The following is a 13,434-nucleotide window of genomic DNA, read 5'->3' on the forward strand; positions in this document are numbered from 1 at the left end:
CGCGGGTGGGGTGTTGCGCCGCCTCAAGGCTTGAGCGCAATGACCTCCAGCGATTCCTCGAAGTGCGGCGGGATGCGCAGCGGTGTCGGCGAGCTGTCGAACGGGATCTCGCTGGGCAGGTGCTCGGTCGCGGCGGACAGGAAGCCGATCGCCCGGTCGACCATCAGGCTCAGGCAGCCACTGGCCTCGCTGGGCAGGGACGGGTTGTTGAAGACACGCTCCACCGGCACATACCCGGTCGTCATCTGGCTCACCACCGAGCGCCATTCCTGGTCGGTCTGCTTGATGAGCGCCAGCTCCTCCTTGAGGATGCGGCCAAAGCTGTAGCCCGAACCGGCACCGGCCGTCCAGTCCTCCGTGCCCCGGACCCAGTGGTTGAAGCGCTCCTGGGTGTTGCCGTCGCCCCACCATGCGCCTTGCAGGTAGATGCCGGAAGGCCGCGGACGCAGCAGGCCGCGAAGGTTGTCCAGCAGGTCGGTGATCGTCTGCGGACGGCCCGTGTTGCGGGGCACGTACTCGTTCAGATAGTCCGGGCGGGCCAGGGTGGCCGCGGTGGACGTGGGCTTCCAGGGCCAGTTCTGGGTGGCCCGCAGGTCGAGCGATCCCAGGCCCGGCATGGCATAGGTGACCGCCGGGGGCAGGACCGGCGTGGACTCCGGCAGCACCGCATCCAGCAGCAGGCTGTAGGCGGCGGCGCGGGCCTCGGGCACGCCGAAGTCCTCGGTGTCGCTGCCCACGCAGTAGTAGTCGATGGCGCGATCCAGCGAGAACACCAGGCTGTCCAGCACCGTCTGGGTGAGCACGCGGTTCTCGTCGCAGGCGCACTGGGTCAGGTTGTCCAGCACCCGAGCCAGGGCCCCGCGAAGGTTCACCAGCTCCATCAGTCGCAGTTCCGCCTTGCTGATGGTGGCGGAACCGTAGAGGCCGTAGTTCAGCACCGTGGGACGCGCCACTCGCAGCAGGCGGAAGCCGCCGGCCTGCGCGAAGCCGCCCAGGAACAGCATCATGGCCTCGTGCAGGGCCGCCAGCTCGGGTGAGCTGCGGGCCACCGGTTGCAGCGTGATCTGCACGAAGCGGTAGAGACGGTTGATCGGGGCCCAGGCCGATGCGCCGATGGAACGCAGACCGTAGGGCGTGCCACCACTGGCCAGTTGCACCAGCTGGTCCAGGGTCCGGCTCATTTCCGATTCGCTCATCAGCGACCGCAGGTCACCCTGGCCATTGGCTTCGAACTGCTGGCTGAGCGTGCGGTAGGCGCGAATGCCGCGCGGCCACTGGCCGGGCTGGGACGCCATGCCGCCGGACCCGTCCACCAGGCGCAGGGCGTTGAGTACCGCATCGCGCCGGGCCTGCAGCTCGGCATAGGACACCTGCAGCAGGAAGCGACCGCCGGAGAAGCCGATGTTGGCCATCGACTCGCCCATCAGCACCAGCAGCACGGCGCTGACCTCGTCCAGGCTCATGGCCAGGGAACGGAAGTCGCGGTTCAGCTCCGGCTCCAGCGCGCCGACGAGCCGGGACAGCCGGGCGTATTCCCCGAGCTGGCGCCGCATGGCGAAGGCGGTGTCGCGGCGCTGCGGATCCAGCCCCAGCCGCGCGCTGGCCACGCCTTCCTCGATGGAGCGCTGGATGATGGTCTGCCAGCCCTCCAGCTCGGGACGGATGTCCTTGCTGTAGGTGGAGCGCAGCAACTGCGTCAGGTCGGCGTCCACATCGCTGCGGGCCTGGTCCAGGTCGATGTCGCTGGCCGTCTGCGTCTGCACGCCGACCGGCCGCACGATGGGCGTCTGCAGGAAGGGCAGGCCGCGAGATTCACCTTCGATGGCCTGGGCACGCGGGCTGGCCTGGTAACGGTCGGCCAGGGCGCGGGCGATCTGCTCCGGGTCACTCGGGTCCCCCACCTTCAGCTCCCGCCGCAGCAGGTTGTCAATGCTCTGGCTGGCGGCCTTGGGATCGGGGGAGGGCGTGAGGAAGGTAGACATGGTTCACCTCGGGGTCGGGATCGTTGTGCAGAGGTCAGGCGGCCAGCGCCCGGACGGAGGAGGACAAAGAGGAGGAGGGCATGGCAGGCCTGGCGGAGCCTGTGGATCCGGGCGGCGGCAGGCGTCCGGCTCGTGCAGGGCCGTGAGCCTGGGCGGCTGCCTGGGCGCTTTCGCGGCCCAGCGCGATCAGCTCGCGGGTCACCCGCTGGGCCAGCTCGGTCGGGCGCACCCGTCCGCTCTCCAGCGCATAGTGGGCGGCGCTGACGACAAAGCGAGGCGGCAGGCCGGTGCTGCGGCCTTCCCGCAGCGCGGCGGCTCCGTCGCGGATGGCTTCTTCGTCGTCGCGCCGGAACGGAATGACGTCCACCAGCGCTCGCTGGGCCAGGTTGCGACGCGTCTGGAAGGCGATTTCATCGACCACCTCGGGCACCAGGCGCGGCACGCTCTGCACCAGCGCAGGCGGGATGCGGTTGGGGCCGCTGCGCTGGTAGAGCGTCTGCCACACGCGCAGCAGCCGGGTGCCGTCGCGGGTGAAGCCCAGGCGCCGCATCATCTCGGCCAGCAGATAGACCCGCAGATAGGCGGTGGGATGGGCGCCACCGGGCCGGTAGGTCATGGTGCGCGGCGCGGGATGGGCCAGGAAGTCCGCCATGCCCCAGGCGGCTGCCGGTCCGCCCAGCAGGATGGCCGCCAGGTCGGCGAAGATCTCCTTGTGCCAGCGGCCGTACACGGTGGCCAGGAACGGGTCACGCAACTGGCCGATGACGCGGCGCACCACCGCCTGCCGGTTCTCCTGCCAGATGCCCAGGTCCGCGTGCAGGTTGTGCGCCACCTCATGGAGGAAGACGCTCTGCCAGGGCTGGTCCCGGTCCCAGGGGATGCGGATCAGCGGAAAGGGATTGGCTTCGCCCAGCAGCCTCGACAGGGCCACGCCGCGCCGCATCGTGGCGGGGGAGTAGCCGTGTTCCATGTAGCAGACCGGCTTGAGCAGCGGCCCATCGAAGATGCGCGGGGCGGCTTCGCGCACGGCCACGTAGCAGTCCTGCGCAATCGCGTCGTGGGCGCTCAGGGCCGGGCCGAAGCTGGTGCCGCGCTGGGCGAACACTTCGTAGAACATGCCGAAGAGCCGCCGGGCCCGGTCCAGTTCCCGCTCCACCAGCGCCATGTCGATCAGCGTGCGCTGCACCGGCTGGTCCCGCCAGTGATGACGCAGTTGGGCGAAGCGGGTGCGGATGCGCTGCTCCACCTTGTGCAGCCGCTGATTGGCCACCTGGAAATGCTCCGGCGACGGCGCATAGGGCAGGTCCTGCGGACGCAGGCCGACAAAGGCGTTGTCGATGCGGGCCAGCCGACTCATGCGGGCGGCAAGGCCTGCCATCTTGGTCTGGAGGAAGCGGCGGGTGTCCATGATGGCGTCCGGGGGCGCGGGTGACGGCGGGCGGCGGCTGGCGGCTTCAGCGACCAATCGAGATGGTCACCGGGCCCCGCAGGATGCGGATGCGCCGTCCGCGGCAGGCCGCGCAGACATGGCCCATGCCGTGGTGTGCCACGCCCTGGCGCGCAGCCGGCAGCCGGGCAGCGCCCGGGCGGGCCACCACGGCGGCGGCGCGGCGGGCCACGGGCGCCACGGTGCGGGCGACCACGCGGGCCGCCTGGCCCTGGGGCGTGGCGCGACGGGCGGTGGGCACCAGTGGCCGGGCCAGGCGACGCACCGCTTGCGGACGACGGGCCACGGCCTGGGTGGCGCGGCGCACCACCGTCACGGCCTGGCGGGCCGGCAGGCGGCGTTGCTGCACCACGCGCCGGGTGGCCCGCACGGTGCGGGCCACGGCACGTGCGGCCGTCGGTCCCTGGCGGCGAACGGCGGTCCTCACCGCATTGCTCACCGCACGCACAGCCGCACGGCGCACCGGGCGCGCTGCTCGGGCGATGCCCGGCAGCGCACGGCGGATCACCATGCCGGCGAGCACCGGCGCGGCGGCGTCGATGCCGTCCTCGTCCAGCCCATCGACCAGTTCATCGAAGGCCTCGAATTCATCGGCACCATCGGCCAGCAGCCGACCCGCGATGTTGGCGATGCGGCCGATGGCCTGCGCCTGCGGGATGGGGATCATGCTGGCGATGGGCCCCACCACGCGGGCCACCTGGCCCACGCCCTGTCCAACGCGGCGGGCGACGTTCACGGCGCCGCGGGCCAGTCGGCTCAGGCGGCGGAAGAACTCGTCACCGTCGTCGGCATCCATCGCATCGGCCACTGCGTCTTCCATGGCGTCGGCGTCGTCGAAGCTGGCGGCGGGGCTGTCGAAGTCGTCGCCGTCGAAGTCGTCGAAGCCGTCGTCTTCGTCGAATTCGTCGGAGGCTTCAAAACCGTCGCCTTCGTCGTATTCATCGAAGCCGTCGCCTCCGCCGCCACCCAGCAGGCGGCCGGCGATGCCGCCCAGGCCTCCCAGCAGACGGCCGATGAATTCGTCGTCGCCTTCATCGGCGCCGTCGGACTCGAAGCCGTCTTCGTCGTAGCCGTCGTACTCGTCAAAGCCGTCCATTGCGCTGCGCGCGGGTCCTTCGGCAGCGTCTGCCATCAGGTCTTCCATCAGGTCGGTTTCAAAGCGGTCCATGGTGAGGCTCCAGGAAATGAGGGGAACAGAGGGCGGGCGGGCGATTGCGGCGGCGCCTCACCGGGGCGAGATGGTCACGGTGACCGGGCCATCGATCTTGAAACTGCGCTGGCCCACCACCGCTCGCGAGCGATGGCCCCGGCCCAGGTTGGCCGGGCGGCTGAGCGGCGGCTGCACGCTGGCAGGCCGGCTGCGGCGGGTGGGGGGCAGGGCCGCCGGCTGCGTGGCGACGCGGCGCGCCGTGCGGGGCAGGGCGCGGCGGATGCGCTGCGTGGCCTGCTGGGGCGTCGGGGACGTGCGGGCTGCCGTGCGGCCGGCGGCATGGGTCAGGCGGGGCAGTTGACGGATGGCGCGCGGGTCGCGGCTGCGCATCAGCTCGCGGGCTGCGGCCGCGACGCCGCGCACCAGGGCACGGCGGCCCGCCTGGCCGAGATGGGAAAGGTTCTGGAAGCCCAGGCCCCGGGCAGCCGCGCGGGCGGCCATGGCCACCATGCCGGGCAGGGCTTCGTCGACGCCGTCCTCGTAGAGCTCGGCCATCGCATCGAAATCATCGAATTCGTCGCCGCCGCCGCCAATGAGCTGGCTGAGCTGCGCCAGCAGCGCCTGGCCGCTGTCCGCCGCCTGGCCCAGGCCCTGCACGGTGTTGCCGAAGCCGGCAGCAGCGCGGCCGACACCGCCGGCCACCCCGCTGGCGCGCCGTCCGATCTGCGCGGCCGTGCGGGCACCGCGGCTGACGGTGTCGAGGCCAGACGCCAGACCCGGGGCACCCAGCAGTCGCGCCAGGCGGGCGGCCGCACTGGCCGCCGGGGAGATCCGGCCCGCCACACGGCCGGCCTGGCCGGCGATCTGGCCCACACGGTTGGCGCCACGAGCCACCCGGCCCGCGGTGCGGGCAATGCCCTGCACGCCGCCGGCGCGCCGCATCAGCATGCCGCCGACCCGGCCCAGGCCGCCCAGCAGCCGGCCGATGAACTCGTCTTCCTCGGCGGCATCCAGACCGTCAGCCACTTCCTCTTCAAAAGCGTTCCACAGGTCCATGTCGCCCCCGTCGCCGTCGGCGGCGTAGGCATCGGCACTGTAGGCATCTGCACTGAACGCGTCGCTCTGGAAGCCATCGGCGTCGAACCCGTCGGCGCTGAAGCCGTCGCTGCTATCGAAGCCGTCGCCGGCCTCGCCCATGGCGTCCATGCCGTCCTGGGCGAAACCGTCGGAGGCTTCAAAACCGTCGCCGAGGGCCTCGTCCTCGAAACCGTCGCCGTGCGACATGGCATCACCGCCGTCGGTGGCCAGGTCACCTTCAAGCGCCAGGTCCTCGGCGCTGTCGAAGGGGTTGAGCATCTTGAACCTCCTGCACAAGGCAATCGCGGTGGGGACCGCATGGGAGGCACTCTAGGCAGCGGCAGGCGCGCTCTCAATCCGCGACTTGGCGGGCGCCTGGGGGTGGGCGCACGATGGAGGAGGGGTCTTGGAGCGCGTGCGCAGGAGGAAGTGGGTTGGCGGAGGTGCGTTGGCACGTCCTCAAACAGGGGCCCTCGGTCGCGGGGGATCGACTTGGGGGCCCCCCAAACCTGAAGCTGTACGGCAGCGCGTGGCCGACCTCACAATCGCGCCCCTGATCCCCAGTAGGGAGCTTGCGCTCATGATGGATCTTGACCTCCCCGCCGCCTGCATCGGCGAACGCTCAACCGTCGAATTGCACGGGCGGCGATATGCGGTGTTGTGTGTGGACGGACAATCGCCCCTGCAGCAGACCCGGCCCGGCCAGGGACGAGCGCGTCACGTCTATCACGGGTCGGAGTTGGCGCACTTCCAGGTCGGGGAACACCGCTATGTGCTGGTGCCGGATGACGAAGTCCCGGACGCGAGTGGGGACACCGCCAGTGCGGACGGGACCGCTGCTGCGGCCGATCCTCGCAGCAGTGCAGTACCCGGAGCCGGTGAACTGCGCCGCCTGCTCACGCAGCGGGAGTTGCAGATCGTGCAGCTCATCTGCCTGGGCCTGCTGACCAAGCAGGTGGCGGACCGGCTGCATCTGAGCGAATTCACCGTGCGGTCTTATCTCAAGACCATCTACTGCAAGCTGGGCGTGCGGTCTCGCGGGGCGATGGTGTTTGCGTATGCAAGTGCGTTTGGCGTGGCGCCGCCGGCCGCGTTGGTGTCGGACCCATGAGCCGCGGCGCCACGGCGACACGGCGACACGGCGACGCGGTGCACGGGGCAAGGCGCACGGGGCACGGGGCACGGGGCGAAGGGAGCTGGGCACCGGGACGCAGGTCATGCGGCTCACACGGGCGCTAAGAGGCCCACGGGCGCCAGGGTCGTCGGGCGAGTCAGCACGATCAGCGCCGCGCCTTCGCTTCGAGCACGAAGTAGGCCCCTGCGGCGACCACCAGGGGAATCAGGTAGTACAAAGCTCGATAAGCGATCAACGCGGCCAGCACGGTGGAGGCCCCGAGCGAGGGTCCGAGCAGCGCGACAAACACCGCTTCCAGCACGCCCAGTCCTGCCGGCACATGGGCCACCACACCCGCGACGGCGGCCACCAGCAGCACGGCCAGCGTGTGCCCGTACGGCACCGCCTCGCGCAGCAGCACGTGGACGATGAGGCCGATGGTCAGCCAGTTGGCTGCCGACACCAGCAATTGCAGCCCCGCCAGCCGCAGGGAGGGGAGCACGATCTCATGGCCGCGGATCAGGTATTCGCGTCGCGGCGCCCAGGTGCACAGGGCCAGGTAGCCCGCCGCCAGCAGCCACATCAGACCGCCCAGCCCCTGCAGCGCCGCCTTGCTGACGGGCCACTGCGGTGGCGGCTCCAGCCATCCCCCGAGGAACAGCCCGCCGGCCAGCACCCCGTACCCCAGCCAGTTGGTGCTCAGGCTCAGGGCCAGCACCTGCGTCGGGACGGGTTGGCGAAGGCCTTCACGGGCGTATAGCCGCAATCGGATCGCAAAGGCGCCGACGAGCGAACCCAGGTTGAGATTGAAGGCGTAGCTGATGAAGGTGATCAGCATCACGCGCCGCACAGGCAGCGCATGGCCCGTCCAGCGTTTGCCCACGAGGTCGTAGGTGCTGTAGATGAGATGGCTCACCACGCACAGCAGCGCCGCCAGCAGCAAGGTGGCCGGCGGCACCTGCGACAGGGCAGTCATCACCTGCGCCCAGTCGACCGACCGCGCCGCCCACACCAGCAGGGCGAGCACCGCCACGGCGAAGAACGCGCCCAGCCAGCGCCCCCACGCGGGGCGTCGCGCAGCGGTCACTCCGCCGGCTCGCGGCTCAGCCGCTTCAAGCCTTGTTGCCATTGCCACGCCTGCGCGGAGGGATGCTCGGACGCGCTCACCACCACCGGCGTTTCGGCCGCCGGCAGGATGGCCTGCTGCTGCGCCGGCAGCCGGGCCAGCCAGCGCGGGAAGTGGCGCATGATGTGGAAGACCACCGCGCCCACGCCCAGTCGCCACCACCATCGGTTGGCCGCCGTCTGTCCGCGCTCGAGCTTGACGCAGGCGTCCTTCATCAGGCCCGAGAGGTTGTCGCGCAGGGCGGTGTTGAAGGCGTCGTCCTGGATGATCAGGTTGGCCTCGAGGTTCAGCGACAGGCTCAAGGGATCGAGGTTGCTGCTGCCGACGGTGGCCCAGACATCGTCCACCAGCGCCACCTTGCTGTGCATGGGACGCTCGCAATATTCGTAGATGTGCACGCCCGATCGCATGAGCAGGTCGTACACCATGTGCGCGGCCCAGCGCGCGGCGGGAATGTCGGGCTGGCCCTGCAGGATCAGGTTGACCTTGACGCCGCGTTGCGCCGCCCGCTGCATGCTCTTGAGCAGCCGGTAGCCGGGAAAGAAATAGGCATTGGCAATGATCACCTCATGCCGGGCGGCATGCAGCGCCAGGCGGTACATGCGCTCGATGTCGTCGCGATGTCGATGGTTGTCCCGCGTGACCACCATGGCCTTGGCCGTGCCTTGCACCGGCGGCACGGCGAAGCGGCCGTCTCCGGTGATGCCGGCCCGGCGCCAGGGCCAGCGGCGCTTGGGCAGCACCGGTGCCATCAGGGTCAGGCTGGTGCGGCGCAGGTCGGCCACGATGGGGCCGCGCATCCGCACGGCATAGTCCTGCTTGGCCTCGGGGCCGAAATCCAGCAGATGGTCGGCGGAGAAATTGATGCCGCCGATGAAGCCCACTTCGCCGTCCACCACCACGATCTTGCGGTGCAGCCGCCGGAACGGCTTGAGGCGGCGCGACAGCTTCGGCGGCGGGTCGAAGACATGCAGCTTCACACCCGCATCGGTGAGGGCGCCGACATAGTCCTGCGACAGCGTGGGTGAGCCGAAGCCGTCCACCGTCATGTGCACGTCCACCCCGCGCCGAGCAGCGGCCACCAGCACGTCCTTGAGCGCCAGGCCCACCTTGTCCTCGAAGAGGATGAAGGTTTCGATGAGGATCTCCTTCTGCGCCGCCTCGATCGCCGAAAACACGGCGGGGAAATAGTCCTCACCGTTTTCCAGCAACTCCAGGCGGTTGCCGTGGGTCCATTCAGGTCGCTTCAGTCTCATAGGCGGATCTCCGCGGCAAGGGGGGCATGGTCCGACAGGTGGGACCAGGGTTGGCGGGGCAGCACGATGGGGTTCTGGACGGACGCCCCGCGGACGTAGATGCGGTCCAGCGGCAGCAGCGGCCAGCGCGAGGGGAAAGTGCGGGCCGCGGCCCCGTAGGCCTTGACGAAGACCTCGGCCAGGCCGGCACAGCGGCTGAGCATCTTGTGGGCGCGCTGGCGCCAGTCGTTGAAGTCACCGGCGACGATGACTGGCTCATCCATCGGCAGGCTGTTGATCAGCTGGCACAGCCGCTCGACCTGATGCCGGCGGTGTGATTCGCGCAGGCCCAGGTGCACGCAGATGGCATGCAGCGAGCGTCCGTCCTCCAGGCGCAGCACGCTGTGCAGCAGACCGCGACGCTCGGGGCCGTCGATGGACACGTCATGGTTGACGTGACGGGTGATGGCGAACTTGGACAGCAGCGCATTGCCGTGGTGACCCTGCGGATAGACGGCATTGCGGCCGTAGGCAAAGTCGCTCCAGAGGCTGTCCGCCAGGAATTCGTAGTGGGGCGTCTGGGGCCAGGTGGGGACGCGGGCCGCATGCAGTTCGTGCTCGCCGAGCACCTCCTGCAGGAAGACCACGTCCGCCGACACCGCGCGGACCGCCTCACGCAACTCGTGCAGGATGAAGCGACGGTTGAGGAAGCCGAATCCCTTGTGGAGGTTGACGGTGAGGACTGTAAGTTTCATGGCTTGCCTGGATGGCAAGCTTCATTCCTGCACCGGGGGGGCGAGGACAACCTGGGGAAGGGGGGAGCGTGGAGAGCGTTGAGGAGGGAGGAGCGTCGAGAAAGAGCGCTTGAACGGCCCGAGGGCACGTTCAAGCGGTGGGGGAGGGCAGAGTCAGACGGAACCCTGGAGGGCAGGGCGTCAGACGTCCTCTCGCTTCAACATCATGGGCCCGATGCTCAGGACCCCGAAGGTCAGGGCGAAGGCCCCAACCAGAATCGCGCCAATCACTTCAAGCATGGACTGCTCCTGACTGCCAGGAATGGCTGAGTTAGCGATGGATCAGCCCCGGTTTCACCGCTGCGCCTGGCAAGCGCGAAACCATGAGGCCGGGCGATCAATACTAGTCCTGCGGGCGAGCCCGCATCAATCGCGCGCCGCTTTGTCCCACCGCCTGACCGGGGGATTCCGTGTCCCGAAAACCGGTTTGCGAAAAATCCGGGTCAGCGCTGTCAAAAACCCGAATGCATCGCCCTTGACCCTGGTTTGTACGGCATGTGTACGTTACAAGCCGGCCTGCGCTTCTTTACATCCTGGCGATAAGCGGGAACGCGGGATGCAGGGAAGATGGTCTGACTCCCACAAGACCTGGCCCCGATGGGGAGTCGCCGAGGTCATTCGCCAAGGAGCTTTGCATGGCTTGTCAGCACCATCATCGCCATTCCCTGTTCTGTGTTCTGCCGCCTTATGTGCTGGACCAGATCCTGCAAAACGGAACGCCGGCCCAACGCGCGGCCGCCCTGCGGACGAAGTCGGTCGATCACACCTTCCGGTCGCTGCGGCTGTCGGCGCTTGGACAGCAGTCTCAGCGCAAGCGGGCGCCGTCGGCCGCTGCGGTCACGTCACCGGTTCAACCGGTCAAGCGGCGCACGATCTACAACGCCGATCACACGGAGACCTTGCCCGGCACCCTGGTGAGGGCGGAGGGCCAGGCCCCCACCGGAGACGTGGCGGCTGACGAAGCCTATGACGGTCTGGGCGCCACCTTCGACTTCTTCGCCGAGGTCTACCAGCGCAACTCCATCGACGATGCGGGCCTTGCGCTGGAGGCCACGGTGCACTTCGGGAAGGACTACAACAATGCCTTCTGGAATTCCGTGCAGATGGTCTTCGGCGACGGAGACGGGGAGCTGTTCAACCGCTTCACCATTGCGCTGGACGTGATCGGCCATGAGCTGTCCCACGGGGTGACGGAAGACGAGGCGCAGCTCCAGTACTTCAACCAGTCAGGGGCGCTGAATGAATCGATGTCCGATGTCTTCGGCTCGCTGATCAAGCAATACCATCTGAAGCAGACGGCGGATCAGGCGGACTGGCTGATCGGTGCCGGCCTGTTCACCAGCAAGGTCAAGGGCGTGGCCCTGCGGTCGATGAAGGACCCCGGCTCGGCCTTTGACGACCCGGTGCTGGGCAAGGACCCGCAGCCCAAGCACATGAGCCAGTTCGTCAATACCTTCGAGGACAACGGCGGCGTGCACATCAACTCCGGCATTCCCAACCATGCGTTTTATCAGGTGGCCACCCGCATCGGAGGCCCTGCGTGGGCGCATGCGGGCCGCATCTGGTACCAGGCGCTGCGGGACGCCCGGCTCAAGCCCAACGCCAACTTCCTGGCGTTTGCGCGCGTGACGCTGGAGGTGGCCACCACCCTCTACGGCGCGGACAGTGCCCAGCGCAAGGCCGTGCTGGAGGGATGGGCGGCGGTGGGGATCACGCTGTGAGACGCGAGGCACCCCGATGAAGATCGGCTACCAGCGCGATGGGGGCCTGGCCTATTTGCCGGGCCTGCAGCGGGCCACGGAGATCGACGTCCAAGCCCTGGAGGCGTCGCGCGGGGATGCGCTGACGCGGCTGGTCCACGCCTGCGGCTTTTTTGAGCAGCCCGCACAGGTGGGACACGCCGCGCCAGGGGCTGCCGACCACGTCACCGAAATCCTGACGGTGCAGTGCGCCGGGCGGCAACATCAGGTGCGCATTCTGGGCACCCCGGCGGATGACGCGCTGGCGGCGCTGCTCAGGCTCGTGCGGGATGAAGTGGCGGCAGCGCGGGGGCAGCGCCAGGGCTGACGGGTGGGTTGCTCAGGCCAGCCGCTTGAACGTGATCTCTTCAATCAGGGTCTGGTTGCCCATCTGGCGGACCGTCTGCTGCACGACCTCCGCCCGGCCTTCAGCGGCCAGGTGCTGAATCTCCCGGGCGGCACTGTCAAACACCAGCGGATGTTCCAGGCCGGTGCCTGCGTGGGGCAGTTCCACCAGTTCTCCGGGTTCCGAGTCAAGAAAGACCGACATGGCGATGGAGCTCATAAAGGACCTCTTTATTGGGATGAGACACCGCCACTTTATGCTGCATCGCAGCAGCTTCAACCCCTTTTAGGTTGACCAGGGTCAATCATTGCGACGCTTGTTCGCAGTGCAGAAAGTTTCAGAAACGCACGGAAACGCCCACCGTCCAGGACCAGTCCGGCGCCGCCTTGCTGATGCCGCGGAAGACGGCGGTATCCAACTGCAGGTCCCGGCTGAGCTGCCAGGTCAGGCCCGTGTCCAGGGTTACAACCTTGCCGCCGTTGCGGTTGGAGGTGAGGGACTGGCCGGCCACCTCCACGAAAGCCCGCCAGGACTCCCGCAGTGGAATGCCCACGGTGGCGGCAAGGATTCCGCCGACGTAGCGGTGGTTGTCGCTGTTGCGCTCCTGGTAGATCCCGGCCATGACCCCGGCGGACAGGTCGCTGGGCAGGTCCCATTCCGCGGTGAAGCGCACGGACGGCCGCCAGCCCTGGCCCTTGAACTCGGATGAGCCTGAGGGGGCATCCACATGGATCAGCCAGGCCATGCCGGGGCGGCTGCCGTCCTCGGCACCGTCGGCCACATGCCATTTCAGGCCCAGGGACGTGTCGGCAAAGCCGCTGGCGGTGTCGCTGACGCCGCCAGCCGTCACGCGTGAGCGGATGGCGCCGTCGGTCTCCAGCCGCAGTTCAACGTCGTCCCAGGCCCCCCAGCGCAGCAGGGTGGGGGTGGAGCGGACGCGGCTGCGCACGCCGTTGGTCTTGTCCCGGTCGAAGGCCACGCTGGTTTCGATCTGGAACCGGCCTTTGCCGACGGTGTCGCTGGATTCCACGAAATCCGGACGGTCGGTGGCAATGCCGTCATCGGCCCGGCTGGTCAGGGGCGCCAGCAGCAGCGCAGCGGCGGCGGCCAGCGAAAGGGTCTGCAACACCGTCATGAATCACCTCCCTGGTGCATGTCGTTGGACCCACCCACTGTGCCATGGCCCGGGCAGGGGCTGGACCGGGTGGGATCCCACGCCTTGGTGACAAACCACACGGCCTGGGGCGTTCCGTTTGTCGTCGCTGGATGCAGTTCACGCCTGCGCGCTGCAGTTTGGTCGCGGCGGCATGGCGGCAAGGCGGTTGGACGCAGACACTGCATTCCATCGACACACCGATACGCACCGACCCCGGTTCAACCCCTCAGGCGAAAGCCCACTCAGACCCCTTCACTCAGGAGCACCC

Annotated in this window: 12 protein-coding genes; 3 read left to right on the forward strand and 9 right to left on the reverse strand. The window is 68.8% G+C overall.

Features of this window, described 5'->3' with window-relative positions:
* Nucleotides 1-23: 23 nt before the first annotated feature.
* From DES44_RS06835 to DES44_RS06850, 4 genes are read right to left on the reverse strand one after another with little or no spacing between them, the layout of a single operon-like run.
* Nucleotides 24-1,982 (reverse strand): hypothetical protein, encoded by a 1,959-nt coding sequence (locus DES44_RS06835; protein ID WP_058935642.1) that lies wholly within the window; start codon nucleotides 1,980-1,982, stop codon nucleotides 24-26.
* A 34-nt stretch (nucleotides 1,983-2,016) separates the two neighbouring features.
* A complete protein-coding gene (locus tag DES44_RS06840; RefSeq protein ID WP_232309797.1) occupies nucleotides 2,017-3,390 on the reverse strand; it encodes a hypothetical protein in 1,374 nt (457 codons plus the stop codon).
* 46 nt (nucleotides 3,391-3,436) lie between these two features.
* On the reverse strand, nucleotides 3,437-4,597 hold the full coding sequence (locus tag DES44_RS06845) for a hypothetical protein (RefSeq protein WP_058935641.1): 1,161 nt from the start codon (nucleotides 4,595-4,597) through the stop codon (nucleotides 3,437-3,439).
* 57 nt (nucleotides 4,598-4,654) lie between these two features.
* Nucleotides 4,655-5,935, reverse strand: a complete 1,281-nt coding sequence (locus tag DES44_RS06850) for a hypothetical protein (protein ID WP_058935640.1) — start codon at nucleotides 5,933-5,935, stop codon at nucleotides 4,655-4,657.
* A gap of 301 nt (nucleotides 5,936-6,236) precedes the next feature.
* On the opposite strand from DES44_RS06850, the gene DES44_RS06855 reads away from it, so the two are divergent.
* Nucleotides 6,237-6,767, forward strand: coding sequence for a helix-turn-helix transcriptional regulator (locus DES44_RS06855; protein WP_058935639.1), 531 nt, complete (start codon nucleotides 6,237-6,239; stop codon nucleotides 6,765-6,767).
* A 169-nt stretch (nucleotides 6,768-6,936) separates the two neighbouring features.
* Here the strand turns inward: DES44_RS06855 and DES44_RS06860 are convergent, their stop codons facing one another.
* From DES44_RS06860 to DES44_RS06870, 3 genes are read right to left on the reverse strand one after another with little or no spacing between them, the layout of a single operon-like run.
* Complete coding sequence (locus DES44_RS06860) at nucleotides 6,937-7,857, reverse strand: lysylphosphatidylglycerol synthase domain-containing protein (RefSeq protein WP_058935638.1); 921 nt, start codon at nucleotides 7,855-7,857, stop codon at nucleotides 6,937-6,939.
* Nucleotides 7,854-9,152, reverse strand: coding sequence for a cardiolipin synthase ClsB (gene clsB, locus DES44_RS06865; RefSeq protein WP_058935637.1), 1,299 nt, complete (start codon nucleotides 9,150-9,152; stop codon nucleotides 7,854-7,856). Before clsB ends, DES44_RS06860 begins: the two co-directional genes overlap by 4 nt.
* Complete coding sequence (locus DES44_RS06870; RefSeq protein WP_058935636.1) at nucleotides 9,149-9,886, reverse strand: endonuclease/exonuclease/phosphatase family protein; 738 nt, start codon at nucleotides 9,884-9,886, stop codon at nucleotides 9,149-9,151. The genes clsB and DES44_RS06870 overlap by 4 nt, the downstream gene beginning before the upstream one ends.
* A 674-nt stretch (nucleotides 9,887-10,560) precedes the next feature.
* Here DES44_RS06870 and DES44_RS06875 point away from each other — a divergent pair.
* Together DES44_RS06875 and DES44_RS06880 are read left to right on the forward strand one after the other, a co-directional pair.
* Complete coding sequence (locus tag DES44_RS06875) at nucleotides 10,561-11,646, forward strand: M4 family metallopeptidase (RefSeq protein WP_058935635.1); 1,086 nt, start codon at nucleotides 10,561-10,563, stop codon at nucleotides 11,644-11,646.
* 16 nt (nucleotides 11,647-11,662) lie between these two features.
* Nucleotides 11,663-11,992, forward strand: a complete 330-nt coding sequence (locus tag DES44_RS06880; RefSeq protein WP_058935634.1) for a protealysin inhibitor emfourin — start codon at nucleotides 11,663-11,665, stop codon at nucleotides 11,990-11,992.
* Between the two features lie 12 nt (nucleotides 11,993-12,004).
* Here DES44_RS06880 and DES44_RS06885 read toward each other — a convergent pair whose 3' ends face one another.
* Nucleotides 12,005-12,229: a hypothetical protein gene (locus DES44_RS06885; protein WP_147306997.1), complete on the reverse strand. Its 225-nt coding sequence runs from the start codon at nucleotides 12,227-12,229 to the stop codon at nucleotides 12,005-12,007.
* A 118-nt stretch (nucleotides 12,230-12,347) separates the two neighbouring features.
* On the reverse strand, nucleotides 12,348-13,145 hold the full coding sequence (locus DES44_RS06890) for a transporter (protein ID WP_058935632.1): 798 nt from the start codon (nucleotides 13,143-13,145) through the stop codon (nucleotides 12,348-12,350).
* Between the last annotated feature and the right edge of the window lie 289 nt (nucleotides 13,146-13,434).

Source organism: Roseateles depolymerans, assembly GCF_003387155.1.
GTDB classification, from domain to species: domain Bacteria; phylum Pseudomonadota; class Gammaproteobacteria; order Burkholderiales; family Burkholderiaceae_C; genus Roseateles; species Roseateles depolymerans.